This is a genomic window from Sphingobacterium sp. B29, assembly GCF_001952815.1.
GTDB lineage: Bacteria > Bacteroidota > Bacteroidia > Sphingobacteriales > Sphingobacteriaceae > Sphingobacterium > Sphingobacterium siyangense.
In genome coordinates this window covers 532,459-557,125 of the sequence record NZ_CP019158.1, presented here as the reverse complement: position 1 = coordinate 557,125, position 24,667 = coordinate 532,459, and the positions used below count along the sequence as shown (strand labels likewise).

The 24,667-nt window shown below is 41.3% G+C and carries 19 protein-coding genes; 12 read left to right on the top strand and 7 right to left on the bottom strand.

What is annotated here, in order from left to right; all coding sequences use genetic code 11:
• Positions 1-96: 96 nt before the first annotated feature.
• From BV902_RS02435 to BV902_RS02425, 3 genes are read right to left on the bottom strand one after another with little or no spacing between them, the layout of a single operon-like run.
• Positions 97-2,208 (bottom strand): TonB-dependent receptor plug domain-containing protein, encoded by a 2,112-nt coding sequence (locus BV902_RS02435; RefSeq protein WP_083663440.1) that lies wholly within the window; start codon positions 2,206-2,208, stop codon positions 97-99.
• On the bottom strand, positions 2,192-2,797 hold the full coding sequence (locus BV902_RS02430; protein ID WP_075990625.1) for a TlpA family protein disulfide reductase: 606 nt from the start codon (positions 2,795-2,797) through the stop codon (positions 2,192-2,194). The genes BV902_RS02435 and BV902_RS02430 overlap by 17 nt, the downstream gene beginning before the upstream one ends.
• Position 2,798: 1 nt before the next feature.
• Positions 2,799-3,176, bottom strand: a complete 378-nt coding sequence (locus tag BV902_RS02425; RefSeq protein WP_075990624.1) for a hypothetical protein — start codon at positions 3,174-3,176, stop codon at positions 2,799-2,801.
• Between the two features lie 616 nt (positions 3,177-3,792).
• Between BV902_RS02425 and BV902_RS02420 the strand changes: the two genes are divergently transcribed.
• A complete protein-coding gene (locus BV902_RS02420; RefSeq protein WP_075990623.1) occupies positions 3,793-4,065 on the top strand; it encodes a hypothetical protein in 273 nt (90 codons plus the stop codon).
• A gap of 461 nt (positions 4,066-4,526) precedes the next feature.
• Here BV902_RS02420 and BV902_RS02415 read toward each other — a convergent pair whose 3' ends face one another.
• Positions 4,527-4,817 (bottom strand): hypothetical protein, encoded by a 291-nt coding sequence (locus tag BV902_RS02415; protein WP_172840629.1) that lies wholly within the window; start codon positions 4,815-4,817, stop codon positions 4,527-4,529.
• Positions 4,818-5,057: 240 nt separating this feature from the next.
• On the opposite strand from BV902_RS02415, the gene BV902_RS02410 reads away from it, so the two are divergent.
• Positions 5,058-5,813, top strand: a complete 756-nt coding sequence (locus BV902_RS02410; protein ID WP_075990621.1) for a hypothetical protein — start codon at positions 5,058-5,060, stop codon at positions 5,811-5,813.
• 138 nt (positions 5,814-5,951) lie between these two features.
• On the opposite strand, the gene BV902_RS02405 is transcribed toward BV902_RS02410, so the two are convergent.
• The 3 genes from BV902_RS02405 to BV902_RS02395 all read right to left on the bottom strand — a co-directional run bounded on the left by BV902_RS02405 (position 5,952) and on the right by BV902_RS02395 (position 7,579).
• The gene (locus BV902_RS02405) at positions 5,952-6,860 is read right to left on the bottom strand and encodes a DUF4625 domain-containing protein (RefSeq protein ID WP_083663439.1); all 909 of its coding nucleotides are present in this window, start codon (positions 6,858-6,860) and stop codon (positions 5,952-5,954) included.
• A 198-nt stretch (positions 6,861-7,058) separates the two neighbouring features.
• A complete protein-coding gene (locus BV902_RS02400) occupies positions 7,059-7,313 on the bottom strand; it encodes a TlpA family protein disulfide reductase (protein ID WP_075990620.1) in 255 nt (84 codons plus the stop codon).
• The gene (locus BV902_RS02395; RefSeq protein WP_075990619.1) at positions 7,310-7,579 is read right to left on the bottom strand and encodes a hypothetical protein; all 270 of its coding nucleotides are present in this window, start codon (positions 7,577-7,579) and stop codon (positions 7,310-7,312) included. The genes BV902_RS02400 and BV902_RS02395 overlap by 4 nt, the downstream gene beginning before the upstream one ends.
• Positions 7,580-7,808: 229 nt before the next feature.
• On the opposite strand from BV902_RS02395, the gene BV902_RS02390 reads away from it, so the two are divergent.
• From BV902_RS02390 to BV902_RS02345, 10 genes are all read left to right on the top strand, one after another.
• Positions 7,809-8,138, top strand: a complete 330-nt coding sequence (locus tag BV902_RS02390) for a helix-turn-helix domain-containing protein (protein ID WP_075990618.1) — start codon at positions 7,809-7,811, stop codon at positions 8,136-8,138.
• Positions 8,139-8,416: 278 nt separating this feature from the next.
• A complete protein-coding gene (locus tag BV902_RS02385; protein ID WP_083663438.1) occupies positions 8,417-11,611 on the top strand; it encodes a SusC/RagA family TonB-linked outer membrane protein in 3,195 nt (1,064 codons plus the stop codon).
• Between the two features lie 11 nt (positions 11,612-11,622).
• The gene (locus BV902_RS02380; protein WP_075990617.1) at positions 11,623-13,482 is read left to right on the top strand and encodes a RagB/SusD family nutrient uptake outer membrane protein; all 1,860 of its coding nucleotides are present in this window, start codon (positions 11,623-11,625) and stop codon (positions 13,480-13,482) included.
• Positions 13,483-13,569: 87 nt separating this feature from the next.
• Positions 13,570-14,493, top strand: coding sequence for a hypothetical protein (locus BV902_RS02375; RefSeq protein ID WP_075990616.1), 924 nt, complete (start codon positions 13,570-13,572; stop codon positions 14,491-14,493).
• 259 nt (positions 14,494-14,752) lie between these two features.
• On the top strand, positions 14,753-15,337 hold the full coding sequence (locus BV902_RS02370; protein WP_075990615.1) for an RNA polymerase sigma factor: 585 nt from the start codon (positions 14,753-14,755) through the stop codon (positions 15,335-15,337).
• A gap of 56 nt (positions 15,338-15,393) precedes the next feature.
• Complete coding sequence (locus BV902_RS02365; protein ID WP_075990614.1) at positions 15,394-16,548, top strand: FecR family protein; 1,155 nt, start codon at positions 15,394-15,396, stop codon at positions 16,546-16,548.
• A 24-nt stretch (positions 16,549-16,572) separates the two neighbouring features.
• On the top strand, positions 16,573-20,178 hold the full coding sequence (locus tag BV902_RS02360; protein WP_075990613.1) for a SusC/RagA family TonB-linked outer membrane protein: 3,606 nt from the start codon (positions 16,573-16,575) through the stop codon (positions 20,176-20,178).
• A 12-nt stretch (positions 20,179-20,190) separates the two neighbouring features.
• Positions 20,191-21,615: a RagB/SusD family nutrient uptake outer membrane protein gene (locus BV902_RS02355; RefSeq protein ID WP_075990612.1), complete on the top strand. Its 1,425-nt coding sequence runs from the start codon at positions 20,191-20,193 to the stop codon at positions 21,613-21,615.
• A gap of 20 nt (positions 21,616-21,635) precedes the next feature.
• On the top strand, positions 21,636-24,086 hold the full coding sequence (locus tag BV902_RS02350; protein WP_075990611.1) for a zinc-dependent metalloprotease: 2,451 nt from the start codon (positions 21,636-21,638) through the stop codon (positions 24,084-24,086).
• Between the two features lie 3 nt (positions 24,087-24,089).
• Positions 24,090-24,632 carry a DUF3347 domain-containing protein gene (locus BV902_RS02345; protein ID WP_075990610.1) on the top strand — a complete coding sequence of 181 codons (543 nt, stop codon included), beginning with the start codon at positions 24,090-24,092 and terminating at the stop codon, positions 24,630-24,632.
• Positions 24,633-24,667 lie beyond the last annotated feature (35 nt).

The window sequence follows — 24,667 nt, the reverse complement described above, 5'->3', positions numbered from 1 at the left end:
GATTTGGAAGCTCACCCACACTGGCCTTTCGCTCTGTCTCCAGATCATTTCTCGGGTTGTCATAATAGATGATCGGCAGTGTAGTTGATACCCCGCCTAAGTTACCCGAATGCCGACCGTAGTTCTAAATTTCAACAGATCTATCCAGTTCAGCTTATCCATAAATTTTTCATTTGTCACGACCCAAGCGAGACCTGCAGACCAGAGCGGGTTCCACCTATCATTGGTTTTTACGCCAAATAAATTCGATGCATCACGGCGAGCAGAAAAATTGGCGATATACCTATTTTTATAGGTCACCGCAGCATTTCCAAATAAGGATACAAAGCGATTACTGGTCCGTCCAAATCCATTATAAAATGGGATGCGTGAATTTCCAGAAAGATTACTATAGATGGGATAAGTGTTAATGGGATCAACGTTGATGCTGGTCATTGTATTTTCATCGTAACCATAGGCTGTATTCAATCTGGTATCCGTACTTGCGTGACTAATTTCTGCACCGGCAAATAGGTTAAACTTCCAATCCTCCTGTAAGCTGAAATCCGAGCTCGCCTGAAAACGAGCCTTATGTGAAAGCATCCGGCTGGTATTATTCTGCATAATATCTCCCAATGGTACAATCCGTTTAATGACCCCGTTTTCCACCTGACTGAACCGATTAATTAGATCACGCGTGTAAAAAGAGTTCACACCATTTCGCTTTTCTGTATCGACAGACTGGTTCTCATAATTATACAAACCACTAAGACTCAAAAACGGAAACGGTTTGTAGGTCAATGTTGCATTTAGTACAATATCCTTTGTATTACTATTTGACTGGCTTTCCTTATAGTCTTCCAGAGGCTTATACGTCCAGTCGACTAACTGCGGGTCAGGGATATTCTGCACAAAAGAGAGGTTATAATTGTACGGGATAGCCAGCGAGCTTCCATCATCACTTTTCAGTTGTGCATAAGGATATAGCGCAGCCTTACCTCCTAACGGATTGATCGGAAAAGAAGGAAATGTAGGGCTTGAAGTCGACTTTTGGTTGGACCAAGCCATGCCCACCTGCAACTCTAGCTGATCCGAAAAATCGTATCGATTAGAAGTCTGCAATGTCAGTCGCTGGCTATTACTCGCCTGCTGCTGTTCGCTATTGCGATCATATCCAAGGGCAAAACGATTCGTAAATTTATCCCTAGCCAGATCATTAGATAGATGGTACTGCTGCCGTATCGGATTGCGGTATAGGTTGTCCATTACCTCCCTCCTATAATCGTGGTGTCTGAATGAGTTGATCTGCCGGTCTGCCTCTTCCATGGAGATCAACCCCTTGGACTGTTGATAGAGCAGCTGCACCACCGGCGAGAATACAAGAAGTCTGCTATTGACACTATTCAATGATGCCTTGTAAAAGCCTTTGTCAAACAACATACGCTCGACATCGATAAAATCCGTTGAAGAAATATTCCGCAGGTAAAACAGATCCTGTTTTTCGCCGAGAGTCAGATTGTGGGTAAACTCCATTTTATTGTACCCTTTGCTATTCTTTTTCAGATTAATCACAATTACGCCATTTCCTGCACGCGCACCCCAGATAGACGCAGCTGAGGCATCTTTTAGTAGGGTTACAGACTCCACATCATTGGGATTGATATTGGCAATATCTCCCGAATAAGGAAAATTATCAACAATAATCAGTGGTTGCATCAGGTTGTCGGAGAACGTGTTAATACCACGAATATTAATAACCGATTTACCCGTTCGATTGTCAAACTGCAGCCCAGGAGCTAAATATTCCAATTTCTGCAGAATATTGTTGGATATCCGTGTTGTTAGTTTTGAACTATCGATCTGTGAAAAGCTTGCTGTAGATCGCTCCCTAGCGAAAGACTGATACCCCGTGTTAACTTCTACAACATCCAATACCTGTTCTTTTTTTTCCAGGACTACCTCAAGCTTATCGGCATAATCGTTCCATAATAAGCGCTGCGTTTCAAAGCCCAGCATCGACACCGCAACGTCCAAATGCCTAGGTACATTGGGTATCACAAATGCTCCATTTTGATCAGTCTTAAAACTCTGCCTTGTTTTCTCCAATCTAATATTAACATTGGCAATGGGTTTACCATGTTGATCCATCACCTTACCACTATATCTACCCTGGGCAGATACTGTTAGGCTATAGCAAAGTATGACCAGCAGACTAATTAGGCATCTCATATTTCAGACTATAATCAATAAAAGCCTTAACTTTTTGTTCGTCTACAAACTCCGCGCTTGTGATAGCTGATATCCGGCCGATTGGTGTAATCCAAACATAATAGGGCACGCCTCTATGCGGAAATAAGGCATTCAAATACCGATCGCCATATACTGTCGGGAGTATATTATCACGGAGAAAATCATTTCGCATACGATGAATCTGATCATTCTCTTCGCTGTTGACCAGTAACACATTAAAATCGCGCTGAAACTTCAATTGCAAAACATGGAGTTTTGGGAATTTGGAGATGCAGGAGGCACATGAGGTACTCCAAAAATCAAGGATCAATGGCTTGCCTCTGAACTGCGCCATGGATACTACGGCGGTCTTACCGTTGCTATAAACTTCCAACTGCTGATTCCAGAAATCTTCGGGGACATAATAATCTACCCCAATTGGAGTTATAGGAGGAAGCCCATCCGCCCCGCTGTCCTTGCGGGGCGTTTGGGCAGATAAACTAAACATAGAAACCAAACACAGCAGTATCGCTCGTGCTCGTTTGCTCTTAAAGACCTTGTACAAATTGTATAATATTGATTTCATCATCTTAAGATTTTGATTGGTTAATGGATTGAAAAAAATCGTTGATTTTTTTGGTCAGCTGGAGTTCCTTCATATTGGCTTCCAGAGTTGACAGTTTTAATTGGGTTGTATCTATATGGCGGCTATGTGTTAGGAAATACGCCATCAGAGCACGCAGAATATCGGCCAAAAACAGCGTTTGCTGTAGAGCCTCTAATTTGCATTCGGTAGCTTCGCTGAGGGTTTTGCATTTGAGGTCCAATGCATAGAGGTACTCGCGTATTGAGACTAGCGAGTAATTATCCCAAAAGCTTTCGATACATTTCAATGGATCGTAACTGTCTTCATGAATCTCGTAGAATGGCCTGTCGAGATGCAGAAGATCTTCATAAATGGCTTTCATGTGTTTAGTTTTTGGCTGTGACCTTAGCACATAGCTCTCCCTATCCGACCGAAATCAGTTTTTTTTGCGGGACCTGAGCTTGCTTAGGTCAGGTAAACAATAAATTAATTAAGGAGCTAGATCGCATTTGAATGGTTATCACAAAGGTTATATATTGGCGTGATGCAATCCATAGCAGTGTAGGGTCAAATCATATTTGACGAAGCTACCGAGCTACTCGGGAGCTGTAATAAGATTTTTTGTTGTTTGTTTTTTAAGGTTCATGCTCACGTTTATAATTGTGAGTCTTATTCGGGGGAAAGGGCTATAGCAGGCCCTATCACCGTACAGCAAGGTTCCGACGCCTTTTAGAAACGGTTTACGATAGGGCCCATGACGCTATAGCTGTACAAATGTACAAATAAAGCTATCATAGGCATTATCCTATCGTCTCGTTCTAAATCAAATTGTCGGAATTTGCTGTCGAGACTCTTTAGTTTAATACCTTTTAATCTTGAATACTAGATCAAAGATAAATATCAAAATTTAAAAAAACAAAATTATTATTTACGAATAATAAATTATTAAACACATTTCGTCCGCAAAAAGCAACATTTAGTAAATTAATATTCAATAAATGAATGCATCGACTAAATCCAACAGCACTGATCCTGATTTTCTTGCAATAAAGTCATTATTTGAGTCAAAGATTATCAAATCTATGAAGTTATTGGAAAAGCAAGGTCCGACAAAGATGGCGAAAGCCTTAGGTCTTCAATATAATTCATACTTAGATAAATTAAATAATCCACAGAAATTTACTTTTGCCCATATATTTAAGATGGCAGATCTATGTGATCTAGATCCTGATTTAATTTACAAAGTCATAAAGAATCAAATTGATGTTTAAATTATGGCAACTTGGAAAGCTAAATTTGAAATCAATATTAAACTAAATCGGGTTAAGTAATATATTGGATCCTTCTTAAAATAAAAAAACCACTCCCTTCCGGAAATGGCTCAAAATAAGCATCTATAAACTTTAAAAGTATTTGATTACAGCTTTTCGATCTCCTCAATAGAAAGTCCTGTTCCTTTTGCAATATCGGTATGAGGTAAACCCATTTTCTTAAACTCTAGTGCAATGGCAATAGCTTCTTCACGCTTACCTTTTTCAATGCCTTTCTGAATTCCTTTTTTTTTCAGCCTTATCTAATAAATATTTTTGAGTACCCATAGTATCGCTCCTTCCTATTTTTGTTTTTATTTCTTTTTCAAACTTAGATAAATTGCCTATAAAAAGCAATTTATCGATCTCTCCTCTGCCATTCAGAACTAATCTACTGAGGAAATATACTCAAAACTTCCTCATTAAGTAAGGAAATCATATAATCCCTGCAGGGTATCCTTATCCATATCTCGATTTAGCATCTCGTCATAAAGGTCGTGCTTAATAGCTTTCAGACCTTCATCACTTATTTTCTTGTTCTTGATGGCCAAAAGAGCAGTAAGGACAATCACTGAAAATGGATTCTCATTTGCTAGCAAAACCAACTCTTCCTTATCGAGGATCTTGTAACTGTTAAAATTGTAACGCAAAGATGTTCCCATAAACTCCTGGCTATATACCACAGGTCGATAACCATTGTTTTCATCTGCCAAAAATTGCACTAGGTAAACCCATCTTCTTAAACTCCAATGCAATGACAATTGCTTCTTCCCGCTTGCCTATCTCTACGTTTTAATTACACACTATTCTCAAAAGGACAGTTATATTGCGTATTAGCAGTGGGTAATAAAATAAATAACCTTGCATATAATAACTTTAAGTTATTATAACTATCTTTAAAATTATATGAAACTTAAAAATCACACAGCTTGTTTACTCAAATAGCAAAAAATATGCAATTTAAAATAACTCTACGACCACTGCTTTTTGTCTGCTCCATCTGCCTGTTTTTTTATTCTTGCCAGAAGGACGACCCTACTGAGCCGAAAGATCATATCGATATTGAAACGAAAGATGCTGCCTGGACGAAATTGAGTATCCCGGGACAGCTCAGAGGAACATCAGCTATTTACGGTAATATTGACGATACCTTGGTTGTAGCCACCATGTATAAGATTTATATGACTACCAATAAAGGAGCTTCATGGCAAATGGTCAACGATGCGGGATTTGGCATACCAAGCTTCAGTATGTATCAGGGAGAACTGATGGCTTTAAGTAATTTCCAGGACCATTCGACAAGTCCGATTTTATTCTCGTTGGACATGGGCAAAAATTGGAGCGGAAAAGGCAAATATGGCTATGAAGTCTATGATAAAGTACGGGTCAATCGAAAAGAAACAAAGATCAGTGAAACTGAATCCTACAAAATCAGCCCACAGCCAAATGAAATCATTGACAAAGAATATGGACGCCCGTTAATGCAGCCAGATAAACTAGTAAGAGTTACTGATAAAGGCGAACAGACGCTCGATTTTCCTTTCCGTCGACAACTGAATTATATTTACCATGACAAGAAAAACCGACTTTACATTGGTGCTGAAGGAACACGTTTTGAGTGGACAATTAAAGGCAATGAGCGTACTTATCCAACTTCTACCGATACAGCGATCATTTACATCAGCAAACTCCCTATCAACGGACAATGATATAATTAACAATAACATCAGTCGCAATTCCTTAAAGTGAAACATGTAATTCACAATCCGTATCTGGCAATTATTAAGAAAGTAAAAGCCTTCCCTTAATTGGGAAGGCTTTGATATATTTAACTAGGCAAATATCTTCTAATACGAAATAGTAATGGGAATCGACTTAAAGGTACTCATATTAAAAGTGGTATTTTTATATAATATAACAAGATTGTATTGACCAGACTGCCATTGCCTCTCGCCAGAAATCTGACCGCCCAAACCATCTTTCTCGGCACCGATTAAAATATCATCACCGCTTATCGTACCATTGACCAACTTATAGGTATTGACTTTTGATGCTGGCCCCAGGTCTTTATGCTCCACTTTAGATATAATTATAGCCTTCGTCAAGTCAAGTTTATCAACCGTTTCAGGAAAATGATTCAGCGTTCGTCTGATCAATGCTGTATATAAAATACCATCCCCTTGGATCTGCTTGATCTGCGCACGTGCTGTAAACTTATCTCCTTTTTTGAAAAGCAGTGGATCCTCTACATAGGTATTCATATAGTATACCATATCATCGTTTCGTGAGAAAATATCACGGTCCACAATCGGATCAACAGGCATATTAGCCGCATCGAAGATCTGAAAATCTTCCTTTAACTCAAGCTTTGATCCATTAACATCATTTACAATAAAGAAAAAATCAAATTTACTCTCAGGCGCTTCCACTGGAATGGTAAAATGCTTGTGCACATTGGCATTTTTTAATCCTTTAAACTCTTCCCAAGCAATTTCCATTTTCCATGGCGATGAATTTGTCTGCCCAGCCTTTGGCAAAATTTTGACTTGAACAGACTCGATTTTATCTCCGGCCAGAATATCTGCATTAAAATGAAAATCCCGCCCTCGGATTGCTTGCTTATTATTGGCATAGCCAATTTCTACGTTTTCTGCTTTTGGTGAAACCACCTCGCTTGTCTCACCCTCTTTTTTACAGGATACAAAAAGCTCGGATACGAGCATAAATGCTAGGATAATTTTTATTGGTCTGATCATTTGGTATAGTATTTATTATTGCAATATAGTTGCAAATATACTAAACCAAACTCAAAAGCAATACAGTTGCAATAACAAATATCTTTAAATCATTAATTGATCCCCTACATCAATTGATACGTAAACAGCTGTGGATAATTTTTTGGAAGTTCAATTGTCAAATTATGCAGTTGGAAATCATCATTTCTAATTCTACCATCAGGATCCATCAGTACTATATTCATCGGCAGAAACCCGATAGGATTCAAACATGCTATTTTTAACGATATAATCTTTATAAAAATCCATATCTGGAGTACCCTCGCTATCTGGAACAAAAACAAACACCAAATTCGGATTGTCTTTGAGTTTTAAGCGCTTCCCTTGCGATGCCTCAATACCGGAGCGGCAGGGACCCCACCACTGTGCCCAAAAATCGACAACAACGACTTTACCATGGTACTTATCTGTCATGCTGTTAAAAATGGCGTTTGCCCCGGTTCGATATAAAATTTAAATTGGTCATTTTTAAAAATAATGTAACTAGTTTTCGGATTCGTAGCCAAGAAGCTCGCCTCAAAACGACCATCAGGATAAACCTGTACGGTAGTCGGATAATCTTCACGAGTCAGCTCATTACTGCTATAAATAGAAATTATCTTCTCACCTTCAAATAAGCTATTGAGGAATTCAATCAAGAGAATTTTATTTTCCTCTCCCCGAAATAAAGCTTCCAGCAAAAGTCAGTATTGGGGTCAACGTATTTACCAATATATTTCAATATAGTCCTAATTATTAAGTTTTCGGTTCTCCACACAAATACAACAAAAAGAACTAAATTAATTAGCCATTTGTTTTAAGGACACTATTCAATTCAATGATGGCTCAGCAAAGAACGACTGAAGAATTTTGATAACGAAGGACAGTCAATGATAATTTCGCGTATCTTAACCTTAAATTAATTTTTCAATGGACAAACTAGGAAAAGCAATTAGATTACTGAGACATCAAAATGGTTGGCGTCAAGGTGATGTTGCCAAGCGATTAGAAATATCAATTCCTGCATTTTCTAAAATTGAAACCGGTGTTACAGATCTTAATCTCTCGCGATTAAACCAAATCGCAAAGGTATTCAATTTGACAATCGTTCAGCTATTATATTATTCTGAAACAGAAGAGATTAAAGAACCTACTGATGAGGTAAAAGTAATTTCGGAAAAAATACTGCAACGTGAGGACGAAATTATCCATCTTCAAAAAAAGGTCATTCAACTGTATGAGCAATTGTACCAAAATTGAATCTAGCACTGAATAGCATTTTACCATCATACCTACCCTATCAATTAAGGGACTTATCGATTTCTCCTCAGCTTTTTGCCTCCTCCGGCCAACAGTTCAGGACAGTTGATTAAAAGCTTATCCCTATTATTACCTAACAAACCTGTTACATAACAATTCTTGAAATCATATCATCCGCTCTAAAAAAGTGGATGATGCGCTTATGTTAGGGTTTGTACAGTAACCAATTAATCTGCCGTCATACGGCTTTTTAAAACCTATTATAAACAAGTTAATTTATGAATTATCAATTTTTTACAAAATCTTTGCGAAAGCGGAGTATCAGGCTTCTTTACCCGCTGCTTGTGCTATCGCCTGTGCCTGTTTTTGCTTTGCCCGCAACGAATGCTCCTCTTTTACTGTCCACAAAATTTGCCGGTGTCACAGGCCGCGTACTTGATCAGGATGGCAAGCCTGTCCACGGTGCCACCATCCTGATCAAAGGCAGTAAAGCGGGTGTTAAGACGGGAGAAGATGGGGTGTTCCATATCAATCTCCCTGAAGACAATCCCGTTATCATTGTGAGCTATGTTGGCTACAAGGTACAGGAAATAGACATGACGGGTAAGACAAGTATCACCATCCGCCTCGAATCCAACACGAGCATCGATGAGGTTGTTGTTGTCGGATACGGCACAAAAAAACGACGTGAAGTCCTGGGCGCCGTAGCCTCTGTTGACCCTAAAGAAATCCAAGATATCCCTGCGGCCAACATTGCTGCGGCCTTACGTGATCGCGTAGCCGGATTGGGTGTAAGTGAATCTTCGGGCAGGCCCGGCGCTGCGGTCACCCTCAATGTCCGTAATGCTTTTGCCTCTGACCAGGCCAAGTTGCAGGGGGTCACCAACGAACCTCTTTATGTCATTGACGGTATTATTTCGTCATCTGATGTCTTTGAGAACCTTGACGCTTCCATGGTAGAAAATATTTCGATCCTAAAAGATGCCTCCGCAGCTATCTATGGTGCGTCAGGTGCAAAAGGGGTTATCTTGGTGACCACCAAAAGAGGACAGATCGGAAAGACACAGCTGAGTTACAACGGCTACCTCGGTATCTCGGACGCCACCGTAAAGCCTAAAATGCTTTCGGCTTATCAACATGCCAAATTGTTGAACGAAACCTTTGCCCTCAATAATGCACAACCCAATCTTTTCTTTTCTGATGAAGACCTCGCTTACCTGAAAACCAATCCCTATAAAAGCTGGTATGATGAACTCTGGAAATCTTCCAAGATGGAACGTCATAACCTTTCCATCTCAGGCGGAAGTGAAAAAATCACCTTCTTTGCCGGAGGAAGCTACCAAAAAGAAGATGGAAACTATGCTGGCATGAACCAACAGAAGTATTCTTTTCGATCTGGCTTCAACACCGAAATCATAGAAGGTCTGAAAGCTGACGTTGCTTTTAATGTCAACAATACAAAGACCAACAGCCAAAATAGCCTATCGGACGATCGTGATCAAAATTTCTACCAGACCCTGATCACAACACCGCAGTGGATACCTATTCAAATCGATGGTATGCCGGTCAACTTTTCAAATATCAGCGCCAATAGCGGCACCAATCCCCTGGCGATTATTAATTCGGGTTATTATCAAAAACAAAATAACGCAAACTATAGCATCAATGCTTCCCTCAACTATGCACCAAAAGCGTTAAAAGGATTTAATGCCCGACTACAAATCTCGCATTCGGGCACCTCCTCCAGCGCACAGGAGTACAAACCGGCATACAATGTCTATGACTTTGTACGTTGGGGCAATAATAATAAGCTCTATACCAATGAAGTTGCCAGTTTTACCAGTATGTCAGCAAGTAATACCAAGATATCTCCTTCATTAGGTAAAGGAAGTAGCTATCAGGGAAACATCGTATTACAATACAGTAATACCTTTGGTCAGCATAATCTTGACGTGATGGCCGGAGCCGAGCAGTCAGCTTCTAATTCTGAAAACTTAGCTGTCTATTGGACCAACCAACAGTTGCTGAACCTCGATGAATACTGGGCATTTGATCAGTCTTCGTTTACCAATGGTGGACGCAGCATCATGGAATCGGTAAAACGTTCCTTCTTCAGCCGCTTAAACTATGATTATAAGAAAAAGTATCTCCTGGAAGTTATTACCCGCGTCGATGCTTCTTCCAATTTTGCGAAAGGCAATATCTGGGGGGTATTCCCAACAGTGGCAACAGGCTGGGTCGTCAGTGATGAAAATTTCTTCAAAGACCTCAATTATATCAGCTACCTAAAACTCCGGGCCAACTATGGACTCGTCGGGGAAGACCGCGTTTCAGCGCGCCTTTGGCAAGATCGCTTTAGTGTCGACCTGGTCAATACGGGCTACCTGTACGGCGAGACTCCTGTTGCTTCACTCAACCCCACCATTATTGCCAACCCAGACATCTCCTGGGAGAAACACCGTACCTTTAACTTTGGGGTAGAATCGCGCTGGTTTGACAATAAGCTCAGCTTTGGATTTGAATATTATTTCCGCGATTCGTACGATGTATTTGACAAAGGCAACGACGAAAATTTTCCGATGTATGCCGGATTTAAGGCCCCGGTGGTCAATTATCAGAAGCGAAAAGGCTGGGGTACCGAATTTTCCCTGGGTTACCAAAATACCTTTTCCAATGGGCTAAAACTTTCTACCAACATGAACTTTGGCTATTCGGCAAGCTATACGACCCAAATGTACTTTAACAAATTCCAACTCTATGACTTCTCCTATCCCGACTGGAAAGTGGAAATGGGAACGGATTCCCGTAAATACAATAGTAGCAATTATGGCCTGATCTATGTCGATATGTTGCGTACGCAACAAGATGTCGATAATTTCCTCGCCAAGAATCCCAACTATACCATCGATGGCAAGGTGCCACAGGTCGGCTGGACCGTCTATGAAGACACCAACGGGGACGGCAAAATCACCGAAAAGGATCTAACAACCATGTTTGATAACACCTCGCCGGTTTTTTCAACAGGAATCACGGTCGGATTGGCTTATAAATCGTTCTCGTTAAACACCAATTTTAGAGCTGTATTCGGCGGCAAAGCTTTCTACGAGTCGCAGGCCATGACAGCGCCTACAGAGACCGTTAATGTGCCCGATTTCTGGGAAGACCATTGGTCATTGGAAAATCCGAACGGGAAATTCCCTCGATATGATGATGCTGCAATGATGAGAAAATGGAACTCTACCTTTTGGGCCAAAGACGGTACCACCATACGCATCAACAATATGGTCTTCAACTGGAGCGTGCCCAAAACCTTTACCGATCGAATCAATGTACGATCGCTCAAGCTCATGCTAGCTGGCAATAATTTATGGACAATTGTCGCTCCATTTAAACACCGTGATCCTTATTCGTCCTCTTTGTACAATTATCCAACAATCCGTACCATTTCCTTTGGTTTAAACTTTGGAATCTAATCGCATAGAACATGAAAAGACATTTCCCCTATATCCTAGCCTTATTAATGGCATCGAGCACAGCCCTGATGACCCAGAGCTGTAAAGACGATTTTTTTGAACTGGTAGACCATGGTGGCCTGGATGCCCGTATATGGGACAACGAAGGTGCCATTGAATACTATCTGGCCGGCACCTATAGCATGATTATGCCTGGTCATCCCCATGAGGTCACGACCAACGATATGCAAATGCACTATGCCAGTGACGAAAACTACTTTTCGGGCACCAACAGCCCCAGTAAAAAAGTATTGGGCTTAAGTGGCGAAATCGGCCTCAACGATGTCAAATACATCGCCACCAAATACCAGGGAACCAATGTCGGTGACAACCGTTATTTCGACATTGCCCGTTGCAACAATGCCATTGCTTATATTCCATCGGGAACCCTATCTACTGAATCAAAAAAGAAATTTTTAGGTCAATTTTATGCCCTACGTGCGATGGTATATTTTGAGCTCACCAGACTCTATGGAGGCGTCCCCCTTGTGCTTGAACCTCAAAATCCTGATAAGCTAGAATTAAGCGGACGGGCATCTGCCAAAGCCTGCTTTACACAAATCGTTAGCGACCTTGATTCTGCAATGATTAATTTAGATGGTGTTAGCTGGGACGATGCGACAGGACGGGGCAAAATCAACAAAGCCGCCGCGGCCTCCTTAAAAGCCAAAGCCCTGCTATATTGGGCCAGCCCACAGTTTAATCCAACGGACAATGCGGTACATCCTTATGAAGCCCAACGCTGGCAGACAGCATTTCAAGCTAGCAAAGAAGCCTACGATATCTGTCAAGCTGCAGGCCGTGCATTAATCCCCAACTATAGCGAAATCTTTCTAAAAGAGGGCACAGCCAACACCGAAGCTGTCGTGCTGCGATCCTATTCTTCTATTTCAGAAAAACGCTATACCCGCGTTGAGCAATATTCCAGACCCGCCTCAGAAGGTGGTTCCCCGCAGGATTATTATGTTGCCACCACCAAATTGCTGGATGCCTACCGGATGAAAGATGGGACCCTCGCAGATGGTAACAATACCGACTATGATGCCGCTTTATTCTGGAAAAATAGAGATCCCCGTTTCGCAAATACTATTGTATACAATGGAGCTGTATGGCCTTTAAGTGGAATCGAAGGACGTAAACAATGGAATTATACCAATGCCATCAACGAAACATCCATTAAATCATTTTATTGCAAAAAATTTGTCAACCCCGCCCTCTCGAAATCTGCTGTAGCAGTGGCAAACGATTTGGGCGGTAATGGTATGGACTGGATTGAAATCCGTTTTGCCGAAGTCATGATGGACTATGCCGAATCGGCAAATGAAACCGGCAACTTGTCTTTAGCCAAGGAGCTTGTTCGCAGTATCCGCAAGCGCGCCGGTATTGAACAGGGAACCTATGACTACGGATTAACACTGGCATCCAACAAGGAGCAAATGCGCGACCTAATCCTCAACGAAAGACAGATCGAATTTGCCTTTGAGGGGAAGCGCTATCATGATCTCCGCCGGACGCGTCGCATGCATACCCTGGAGGGAACGATCCAAACGTATCTATTCGAAACAAAATCCGATGCCTTAAAGAAAATATTGGAATCAAAGAATGCTGCCGGCATTATGCACCGGGAGAGCTTAGACATGAACAATAGAGATACGGTATTGAATTATTTCAAGTATCCCTATAATCTACGCGCAGAAAGTGCTAATGGTGCTTTTGCCTTCCGCGATTACTACTATTTCTATCCACTACCCAACACCTTTATGAACTCTTCGCCATTGCTGGAACAAACGATCGGCTATGAAGGGGGTACATTTGATCCATTAAACGACTAATTATGAAACCACCACGATTTTTCAAACCACACAGTGGGATGCATAAATCTGGTAGCTTCATCACCATTGAAAACAAATTATATACAGATGAAAAAATATTTTTTGCTTCTTCTCCTCTTCGGCCTATTACTTTCCTGTAAACGGGAAGGCGACAATATTTTCAACCTTTTTGAGGATGTAAAAGTAACACTACACCAGGAAAATGAATTTAATATTGGAACTTATAAGGATGTTGCAGTTGGCGACTCCATCTATGTGGATTTTACAATCAGTTCAGCATCCAAAGATATGCATCAAGTATGGATCTTCTACAATGGCGCCGGGGCGGCAGCACTCAAAATTCCATTGGTAGAAGGGGAAAAAAGGAGCTTTCGCTATGTCTATAAAATAAAGGCCGATAAGGTAGGACTTTCCACTTTTCGGATTATGGCCGTTGACAGCGAAGGTGTATTTATGGGCGATGGGTATACTTCTGTCACCTACAATACCGTATCGGATTACGTGCATCTGAATAATCGCGTGCTCTATATGCCGGATAGTGTTGCGCAAAGCAGCGCTTGCTTCATTGACCTGATGGAAGGTAAAACCTATACCTATGCTGAAGCCAAAGCCAATCCTGAAAAAATCGATTTGGGGATGTACCGAACCTATAAGGTAGAGGCCAATGGTGCAATTACCTATTCCTATAATATCTATTCGCTGCAAGCCAATCCGATTCCTTTTAATGCTTTTGACTTTACGGATCTAACCGGAAAAGGTCGGGCCACTTATTTTTCAGGCATACAGACCAATCAGGCCACCACATTTCTGAACACGTTAACTTCAGGAGCAGTGATTCAGACCAATGCTATTTCGCGCAAAACGACCAATCTTTCTTTAAATGACCTTAAAGCAGGCAGCATGTTCTACTTTAAGACAGCAGACGAAAAGTATGGCGTAGTGATCGTCAACGCCCTGAGCGGGTTTGACAATAACCGCTATTTAAACATTAGCATCAAACATCAAAACTAAATTTGTCCCTTTTATCCCTTTATAATTTGGGGTACTACAGCTCTGTTAGTACCCCTTTTTTATATTTCCTATCTGCTTCGCCTATCACCCCCAACGATCAATCCGACTGGATGAAAAGCCTTTGGTACCTAAAACATTAAAATGAATAGAATATGTTCGCCTGAAATTATTGACGTCAATATTAAGTTGAAAATTTGTAAATTTGTCCACTTGTTAGGTGCTTAAACAGCATACTATCTGCCCTTTTGAAAAGTTTACGATGGACATCACTGCAAAAAATAAGCTATTGATTGCGCTTTCCCATGGAGACGAACACGCTTTTTTTGCTTTATATGACCAGTATAGCCACACCTTATTTTCCACTATCTTTCGAATGGTTAAAGATAGACAGGTCAGCGAAGAGATCGTGCAAGATGTATTCCTAAAAGTCTGGCAAAAAAGATCCACCATAGATCCAAACCGAAGCTTTAAGTCTTGGATTTTTACCATAGCTAAAAATGATGTTATTTCTTGGTACAGAAAATTAGCAAAAGAAACCGCAATGCAGGAAAATTTATACCAGCATTTCGAGCAGCTCTACATCATGGAAACAGAAAGCGATATGCATGAAAAACAAGCCGAATTATTAGAAAGAGCACTCAATACCTTAAGCGAGCGTAGAAAAGAAATATTTGTCTTATGTAAATTAGAGCAGAAAAGCTACGAAGAAGTTGCCCAAAAATTGAATATTTCTGTATCTACGGTAAGCAATGCGATGGTCAAATCCAATCAACATATTCGCCAATTTGTACAGGACCATTATGATGAGATTTTGGTAATTCTTGTTACATTCTATTTTTTTTAAAAAAATCAAGATTACGATAGTGTTTTTGCTAATAAGTTGCGTATTAACTTATAGATATGGCAAAAAAAATAGAAAATATTTACAAGAGCTATTTAGATGGAAGCATCAACCGGGTGGATCTCGATAAGTTGCTACACTATTTCGATCAAGCAAGCGACGAGGAGCTGGAAGCTCTTACTTCGCTGGCATCGAATGATTTTGAGGAAGATCAAATCGAACACCCCTTTGCTTCGCATATCGAAATAATTAAGGAACGATTGATCGATAGTTTAAACGATTCTAAGAAGCAACCTATTCGTTTTAGACTGCATCAGAAATGGTGGGCTGCCGCCTCCATTCTACTTGTAGCGGGATTGGCGACTTGGTTTTATTTGGGCCAGCGCGCACATCGTTCCGATGTTGCTGCGCCATCAGCAGCCACTTTATATGTAAAGGATAAGTATGGCAAAGAAATCGCCATTTTACCACAGACTGATTCGCTATGGGAAATGGGCGACATTTCATTTTCTCGTGTCGACAGCCAAACTGTAAAAGTAATCGCACTAGGGAAAAATCCAAGCTTGCAAACAATATATACCCCTAATTCTGATTTCAGGCTTGTGCTGGAAGATGGTACCAAGATTACAATGAATGCTGCATCTACCTTGAGGTTCCAGATTCCTTTTGATCCATCGAAAAGAGAAGTTTCCTTGGAAGGAGAAGGCTACTTTGAGGTTGCTCATGATACTCAACGACCTTTTACCGTTACTGCAGGAGCCGCAAGAGTCGAAGTGTTGGGCACTGTGTTTAACGTAAGAAATTATGCAAGCGATGGCCATGTTACGACTTCCCTCCTGTCTGGGCGCATTGCTTTAAGCAAATCGGGAACAGCAGAAAGAATTGTACTTCGCCCCGGGGAAACAGCAGTTACCGATCAAAAAGGCATACATATCGAACGTTTAACGCCAAAGCAGGCTGTAGCCTGGAAAGCTGGCTACTTTGATTACCAAGATCAGTCGCTTCGTGTTATCCTGGCTGATCTGTCCAGATGGTACGGCGTCGATATTGATACCACAACGCTACCTTCTGATCAATCGATCTATATGAAAGTCCGCAAAAATATTCCACTACAGGAGATGTTAAACCTCTTAAATGAAGCGAGTGGTCTAAATTTTCAGTTGGACAATAAAAAAATCACATTAATACAACGATCAAAAAATAAAAACAACTAAATACTACATTTACCTTAATCTACCATGTCACACCTAACCCAAAAGCGACCGGTATTTTTGCGAAAATACCTGAGTTTGGTCGCTGGAATTGCCTTGATGAGCATGATCGACCCCTATGAATTACATGCGCAACAGGTACAATTGAACTTTAAAAATGCCGATGTCAAAGAGGTGATTACGAGCTTATCGGATCGCTACGGCTATGAATTTGTCTTTGACGGTAACTTGTTAAAATCGGCACGTCCGATCAGCGTTAATCTAAAACTGTTAAGCGTTGAAGATGCCTTATCTATTTTGTTTAAGGATCAGCCCTTCGGTTATCGTTTAGAGAATAAACGGATCATTCTCTACCGTAAAGCCGCATCAACTGCTCATCAGCTTGTACGCGGAAAAGTAATCGACAGTTTGGGTAATGCCATTCCTGGTGTTTCTATTCATAGTCTAGAGGACAATAGTCCGACCACGAGTTCGGGTGATGGTGATTTTGAGCTGAATGTTTCGAGCCCGGACATCCAATTGTCTTTTAGACACGTGTCCTTTAATGAAAAAATCGTTCGTTTTAACGCTGGACAAGTCGAGAAGCCTATTCGTGTCATGTTAAGTCCCAAAGAGTCTATGCTCAATGAGATCATGGTAACGGGATACCAGCGTATCAGTAAAGAGCGTAGTCCTGGGGCCTATGCTATGATTAACAACGATCAATTGAACAAACAGATTAATGTCGACCTAACCTCTGCATTAGAGGGCCAGGTATCTGGATTGACCTATATCAAAAGTGCAACACGTTCAGATGCAGACAAACCCGTACTCCGGGGTATTGGAACCTATTCCAGTGCGGTAACCACCAATCCACTTATTGTGGTGGATGATTTGCCGACCGAATTTACCTTGAATGATATTAATCCTTATGATGTAGAGTCTGTAACAGTTTTAAAGGATGCAACTGCAGCTTCGATTTACGGAGCCCGTGCGGCCAATGGTGTTATCGTGGTAACAACTAAACGAGGCAAGGGGCAAGGTGTTTCTGTAAACTTTAATGTGGATCAGTTCATTACGCAGAAGCCAGATATCGCGAAGATGCACTATGCAAGCACATCTGATCTGATCGATTACGAAACAGATGTGTATAAGCGAGAATTGTCCCGTTATGCCAATAGTGAAGCTTTATTTAATTACTATGGATCGCTTGGAAGTGGTAATCTAAAATATTATTCGCCGCTGTACGATCTATTTCGGAAAGAATCTATCGGTGAAATTAGCACGCAGGAGCTAGAACAAAAGGTCAATTCATGGCGGAGCAACGATTACATCAAGGAGTTTGTCGACAATGTATGGCAGAATGAAGCACGCCAACGGTATAATGCAAGCATCACTCAAAATTCAACGAAGAGCAATACCTTTGTTTCCTTTAATTATGATAAAGGTAAAGGACAGGTGATCAATAACAAAAATGAGAAATTTAACCTTTATTTGAAGTCGGCTTTCAATCTCACCAAATGGTTGTCGGCAACAGTGGGATTGAATGGTACATATGGTGTAAACAAAAATACGGATGGTGATTATAACAATTTGTTTTTACAGCCACGGTATGCGCAGATCAAAGATGAAAACGGGAATTTGGTTTACAGCCCATATGTAAAATTACCCAGTTCAGTGGGGCCAGGATCGGCCGTTAATGGCGAAACAGCAGAACAGATTGCTGCAAACGGAAATTTAAAAAGTACTTCATTTAATGTGATTGAGGTTCTAGGAGAGGGTATTGAGAGCAATAAAAGTTTAGGTCTTCGCGCATTTACCTCTTTGCGGGCCAATATATACAAAGGACTTTCATTTCAAACACAGTTTTCATACGAATTAGGTCAAACATCACGTGAGAGTTTTTACGACGAAGACAGTTACATGATGCGGATGGCTTCCAATGCAATGGTCAGCTACAATGCCACAACAGGCGTGTATACAAAGAATTTGCCAGCAGGCGGTCGTTATTATCAATACGAGAGCAAACGTTATAGTTACACCTTCCGTAATCAGTTTAACTACGATAATACCTTTGGCCAATACGGTGAACATCAGTTGACGGCATTGGCCGGATTTGAGATGCGCCAGTCACGCGTACCCCGACCTATTGAACAATTGCTGGTTGGCTACAATCCTGTAACGCTGACCTCGACCACTATTGATTGGGCAACCTTAAGCAAGTCTGGCATAACGAGCTATATCTATGGCGGCAATAATCGTCTATCTGACTTGAATAGTGGAGCGCAAAAGGAGACCTTACATCGGTACACTTCTTTGTATGCCAATGCAGGTTATACCTATAACAATAGATATAACCTGACTGGGAGTATCCGGATAGATCAGGCAGATTTATTTGGTGTGGATGCCAAATTTAAGTATCGTCCACTTTGGTCGGTCGGAGCAGGCTGGAACGTCAGCAACGAAGACTTTATGAAAACAGAAGATTGGTTGAATTCCCTCAAACTACGGGCGACATACGGTATTACCGGTAATGTGGATCAAGCAAGTTCCAGTTATGGTACTGCCACCTGGAAATCAGATAAACTTTTCCCTTACCTCCAGTATCTGGAGCAAAGTTCACTGCCCAACCCGATGTTGCGCTGGGAAAAAACAAGTACGACAAACTTCGGGGTAGATTTTTCGATTTTGGATAACCGCTTGTCCGGAAGTATTGATGCGTATAATCGCTATAGTTCGGACTTATTGATCAATTCTGTATTGGATCCTACCGTGGGGGCTAGTTCGCGGGTAATTAACAATGGTGCTTTGCGCAATAAAGGTATTGAATTTAATATCAATGGTGTCTGGTTGAAAAAGAAAGATTTTGCAGCGAGCACCCAGCTGGTATTTTCATTCAATAAGAATAAAGTCGAGAAAGTGAATGGCTTGACCTCTACAGCACAGTCTTACATAGGTTCTCCAAGTGATTACTTTTTTGAGGGAAGCAGCTATAACTCGATTATGGCCTATCGTTATGGAGGAATGGTGAATGGTTACCCTTATTTTCTCGATCAAAACGGTGAATCAAATGTTGTCTTTGATGAAAATGGTACGCCAACGAGTATCAAAGACATTAACTCGCCGGATGCATTGGTCAATATGGGGACCTTGTTTCCTAAGTATACAGGCTCCATCAATCAGCGTTTACGCTACAAATCATTCGATCTCTCGGCGATGTTTGTATTCTCTGGCGGGCATAAATTACGCAAAGATGCCATCGACTTGGGCAGTAATGAGCTGACAAATGCGGGTTTGGTCAATCGATGGACAGCAGGTGCCGATAACGATTACCCAAGACTGGTGGTTGATTACCCAGAACAATTAGTTACCTATGCAAGTAGCGTATCTACCTTATGGCGGTATAGCGATAAGCAGATTGTTTCGGCAGATTACGTTAAGCTGAGAAATGTCGCAGTAGGCTATCAATTGCCAAAACAATGGGCAGGTAAAGCCGGTATGCAAAACGTAAAATTAACCTTGCAGGTGAATAATTTGTGGACCTGGAGTGCCGCTGGTGATGATATCGATCCGGAAGCGTATGCGCTCAATAGCGGAACACGTACTTTTCCATTGGCTAAATCATTCCTCATGGGGCTTTCACTCACTTTTTAATCCGAATTTAAGATGAATTTTAAAACTTTAGCGGCGGCATTTGCGACTCTAATTGTCTTTTCTGCCTGCGATAAATACCTTGATATAACACCTAAAGGCTCACAGTTAGTGAGTACTGCACAAGATTACTACGACTTGGTTGCTTATCCCAATCGCGGATACCCTATCAATAACTTTCAGTATCTGGTCGATGACCAATATATGAAAGAATCCAACGTAATCGGATTAACGCCTAATATAAATACCATCAATTTTTTGTTCCAGGAACAGGAGGATCGCGTGAGCCGTCTTAATTCGTCCAATTTTTATAGCCAATGTTATAAATACATCGCCCAATGGAACATGATTATCTCTTTGGTTGACGAAAGTACAGGAGATAATGGGTTAAAGTCCCTAGCGAAGGCAGAAGCTAAGATGTTTCGTGCATTTGATTATTTCCATTTGATCAACGTCTATGCAAAAGCTTATGATGCCAGTACAGCAGCTCAGGATGGAGGTATCTGTATTATGGACAAATATGATCTGGAAGCTAAGCCCGTAAAATCAACGGTACAGCAGGTATACGATTTTATCCAAAAGGATATTGAAGATGCTTTGCCTTATTTACAGGAAAAACCGACGAATCCTTACCATCCGTCCTTAGCTTTTGCTTATGCATTAAAGGCAAAAGTGCATCTTTTCAAAAGAGAAATTGCCGAAGCAAAAGCTGCCGCCGAAAAAGCATTGCAGCTGAATGGGCAATTGATTGATCTGGTTCAATACGAAAAATTAGGCGGACCAAGCAAGATACCCATGATTGCCGAAAATAACCCTGAAGTGTTGAGTTATATGTATGTAACGGGTTATAATGAGATGAACTTTGGTTACAGCTATATATTAAGCCCTGAATTGACAAGCATGTTTGACAAAGAAGATAAGCGCTTCAGCCTATTCTATACAACCACAAATACGAGTTTTCTAGATATTGGCGCCGGAGCAAGCTATTACAACGTCAAGTATACCGCCTTTTTCTTTCCTACAGTAGGGCTTAAAACACCGGAGATTTATCTCATGTTGGCCGAATGTTATGCACGTCAGGATCAATATGCAAATGCCATTAACATGCTGAATACCTTACGTAAAACCCGGATCGAAGCAGAAAAAGCGACCCTAGCTGTTCCGACAACACGAAAGGAAGTCATGGATCTGGTCATTAACGAACGTCGTCGGGAATTGCCTATTGGATTCCATCGGTTTTTCGATTTGAAACGCTTAAACATCGAGCCCGACTACGCCAAAACGCTTGTGCGTGTATTTCCAATTGTCAATAAAACAGTGGAACAAAAGACCTATACCTTGGCTCCGAATTCAAGAATGTACATTATTCCATTTCCATTGGATGTCATGAAGTTAAATTCAAATCTCCGGTTAAATACAGATGAAACGCTACCTTTTTAATAGATGCTCTAACAATAAACATGAAAAATAAAATTATCTATAGTACCCTTGCCTTGCTTTTGTCGGGCAGTATGGTGCAAGCCCAGCAAAGCGCAAGCAAGACAGATACCGTAAAATCAAAAAATGATCTAAATGAGGCCTACAATAAGATCTTTAGTAAGCTAAAAGTCGCACGTTCGGGCGTTTTTAATGTATTGGAGTCTGACAAAAAATGGTACCTGGAGATCCCCGACAGTTTGTTGAACCGTTATTTTTTGACGGTTACACGTTTAGTCTCAGCTCCGCAAGGATTTCCGATGTATGGTGGAGAAAAGTTGAATGAGCAGACACTTTATTTTGAAAAAGGCTTAGGAGACCGTATACAGTTGCGGGCAGCAATCTACAGGCAGGATGCGCCGGAGACCGATGCGATTCGTAGCGCATTGGTGCAGTCTCAAGAAGATCCAATTATTGCTATTATGGATATCAAAGGACTTAACGCAGGTAAAAACAGCTATTTGGTTGAGGTAACTGATCTTTTTCGAAAAGACAATGCTGCAGTTTCCTTTGATAGCAAGATAAAAAGCGAAAATAAGCTATCCTCTCTGGCCGACGATCGATCTTTCATTACCGACATGAAGGTATTTCCGATCAATCTGGAAGTAAAGACAACAAAGACATACTCCTCCACAGCGGGTACACCAGCAGCAAGTTTGACCGGAGCGATGACGTTCACCACCAACACCTCCATGGTCCTTCTCCCAAAGGTGCCGATGAAAAAACGGATTTTCGATGAGCGAGTGGGCTATTTTGCAAATAAGTATATTCTATTCACGGATAAAGACCAACGTTCCAAAGCCTTAAATTTTATTCAGCGCTATCGTCTTGAGCCCAAAGCGAAAGATATAAAACGCTACCTAAGGGGTGAGCTGGTAGAACCACAAAAGCAGATTGTCTATTATATTGATCCAGCAACACCAAAAAAATGGCGTCCCTATTTGATTGCGGGAATCAATGACTGGAATAAAGCTTTTGAACAAGCTGGATTTAAGAATGCAATTGTGGGCAAAGAATGGCCTGAACAGGATACAACAATGAGTTTGGAGGATGCCCGATTCTCTGTAATCCGTTATTTTGCCTCCGAGAAAGCGAATGCCTATGGTCCGCGTATTTCAGACCCAAGAAGTGGCGAGATTATCGAAGCGCATGTTGGATGGTATCATAATGTGATGAAACTCGTGCAGCAATGGTTTATGGTGCAGGTTGGGCCCTTAAATAAGGCTGCACAAAAAATGCAGTTGGATGACGAGGTGATGGGCCAATTAATTCGTTTTGTCTCGTCGCACGAGGTGGGGCACAGTTTAGGTCTCCGTCACAACATGGGAGCAAGCAGCCAAACGCCCGTAGAGAAATTGCGCGACAAAAAGTGGGTCGAAAAAAATGGTCATACGGTATCGATCATGGACTATGCTCGTTTCAATTATGTCGCGCAACCGGAGGATAAGGTGGGGCTCTCGGGTATTTATCCGCGTATTGGAAGTTATGATAAATGGGCCATTCAATGGGGTTATCAGTATCTTCCACAATTTTCAAGTGGAGAAGATGAACAGATTTACCTCAGCAGACAAGTAACCGATAGCCTGACAGCCAACCCTAAGCTGTGGTTTGGCGGGGAGGGAAACGATGAGGATCCACGTGGTCAAAAGGAAGATTTGGGTGATGATGCGGTGTTGGCAAGCTCCTATGGGATCAAAAATCTGAAACGAGTGGTTTCCAATTTGGTGGAATGGACGTATGAGCCAGGAGATGATTACAGTAACCTAAAGGATATGCATAAAGCGGTGCGCGCACAGTTCGACCGTTATCTCTACCATGTATTGAAAAACATCGGCAGTCAGGAGATTACAAAAAAAGTGCGTGGTCAAGAAGGTCCTGTATATGCCGCAATTCCACGAGAAAAGGTAAAAGCTGCCATGCAGTATGTGAGCGACAACGTATTAACCCCACCCCTGTGGCTGTATCCCAAAGATATACAGGATTTGATCGGAAAAGATGCAAATAAGGAAATAAGTGATCAACAAGAGCAGATGCTTAATATGTTGATGAGCCCAGGAATGCTCTATAATATCTATATGAAATCCCTGACCAATCAAAGACCTTACGGACTTGATGAATATCTAAACGATATCGGGGGAACGATATGGACTTTGCCGGGAGGAGACGTTCGAATAAATGCTTTTAAACGTGCACAACAACGTTTTTTTCTAGAAAAAGTAAATCAGATCATCAACCCCAAAATAGCACCAGGATCCGATATCATATCACAGGCGCAACGTAGCGATGTACAGCTGTATGTCAGAAATTACCTGGGCGCATTAGTAGCAGCGATCAATCAACTTTCCACACAACAGACAGATCCATTAAATAAACAACATCTTGCGCTCATGCTGTCAGAAATTAAACGCATTCAAAATCAAATAAATAAAGACTAAAAGATGAAAAATAACTTCAAAGCACTTTACATCAGCTGTTTAATCGGCCTGATGATGATCTCCTGTCAATCAAGTCACGGACAGGATGCTGCACAGGAACAACGCGACCGGTTATTTAATGCCTACATGGAAGTAAAAAAAGATATCATGGAGGAAAATTTTGCTGCCAGTAAAGCACACTCCGTTCAATTCGAAAAGGAAGTACAGAATTTTCGGCTAAAAGGCTTGCAGATCGATGACATGATGCGTCTGAAAAAGGTAAGCCAGACGATGAAGACCGATGCTGCCAGCTTAAAATCTGCAACGGACATGAAGGTTATGAAGCAGTCCTTTTCTGCCGTCACACAATCCTTATTCACCATTATGGAGACCATGAAATGTACAGATGAAACGGTGTATCTACAGTACTGTCCAATGGAAAAAGGCTATTGGTTAAGTTACGACAAGGCGATTGAAAATCCTTACGCAGCATCGATGCGGCATTGTGGCCAATTGGTCAAAGGAATGGCTACAGCGGATTACCCGGAGCCCGTGGCCTGCCATTAGTTGGTACGCTAACGTAATAATAGTATTTAAATCAG

What these genes read in the sequence shown, in the direction of transcription:
- BV902_RS02370 (WP_075990615.1), top strand. Translation starts at nt 14,753, where the DNA reads ATGGACATCACTGCAAAAAATAAGCTATTGATTGCGCTTTCCCATGGA.
- BV902_RS02380 (WP_075990617.1), top strand. Translation starts at nt 11,623, where the DNA reads ATGAAAAGACATTTCCCCTATATCCTAGCCTTATTAATGGCATCGAGC.
- BV902_RS02350 (WP_075990611.1), top strand. Translation starts at nt 21,636, where the DNA reads ATGAAAAATAAAATTATCTATAGTACCCTTGCCTTGCTTTTGTCGGGC.
- BV902_RS02390 (WP_075990618.1), top strand. Translation starts at nt 7,809, where the DNA reads ATGGACAAACTAGGAAAAGCAATTAGATTACTGAGACATCAAAATGGT.
- BV902_RS02405 (WP_083663439.1), bottom strand. Translation starts at nt 6,860, where the DNA reads ATGATCAGACCAATAAAAATTATCCTAGCATTTATGCTCGTATCCGAG.
- BV902_RS02420 (WP_075990623.1), top strand. Translation starts at nt 3,793, where the DNA reads ATGAATGCATCGACTAAATCCAACAGCACTGATCCTGATTTTCTTGCA.
- BV902_RS02360 (WP_075990613.1), top strand. Translation starts at nt 16,573, where the DNA reads ATGTCACACCTAACCCAAAAGCGACCGGTATTTTTGCGAAAATACCTG.
- BV902_RS02375 (WP_075990616.1), top strand. Translation starts at nt 13,570, where the DNA reads ATGAAAAAATATTTTTTGCTTCTTCTCCTCTTCGGCCTATTACTTTCC.
- BV902_RS02410 (WP_075990621.1), top strand. Translation starts at nt 5,058, where the DNA reads ATGCAATTTAAAATAACTCTACGACCACTGCTTTTTGTCTGCTCCATC.
- BV902_RS02345 (WP_075990610.1), top strand. Translation starts at nt 24,090, where the DNA reads ATGAAAAATAACTTCAAAGCACTTTACATCAGCTGTTTAATCGGCCTG.
- BV902_RS02430 (WP_075990625.1), bottom strand. Translation starts at nt 2,797, where the DNA reads ATGATGAAATCAATATTATACAATTTGTACAAGGTCTTTAAGAGCAAA.
- BV902_RS02365 (WP_075990614.1), top strand. Translation starts at nt 15,394, where the DNA reads ATGGCAAAAAAAATAGAAAATATTTACAAGAGCTATTTAGATGGAAGC.
- BV902_RS02425 (WP_075990624.1), bottom strand. Translation starts at nt 3,176, where the DNA reads ATGAAAGCCATTTATGAAGATCTTCTGCATCTCGACAGGCCATTCTAC.
- BV902_RS02385 (WP_083663438.1), top strand. Translation starts at nt 8,417, where the DNA reads ATGAATTATCAATTTTTTACAAAATCTTTGCGAAAGCGGAGTATCAGG.
- BV902_RS02400 (WP_075990620.1), bottom strand. Translation starts at nt 7,313, where the DNA reads ATGACAGATAAGTACCATGGTAAAGTCGTTGTTGTCGATTTTTGGGCA.
- BV902_RS02355 (WP_075990612.1), top strand. Translation starts at nt 20,191, where the DNA reads ATGAATTTTAAAACTTTAGCGGCGGCATTTGCGACTCTAATTGTCTTT.
- BV902_RS02435 (WP_083663440.1), bottom strand. Translation starts at nt 2,208, where the DNA reads ATGAGATGCCTAATTAGTCTGCTGGTCATACTTTGCTATAGCCTAACA.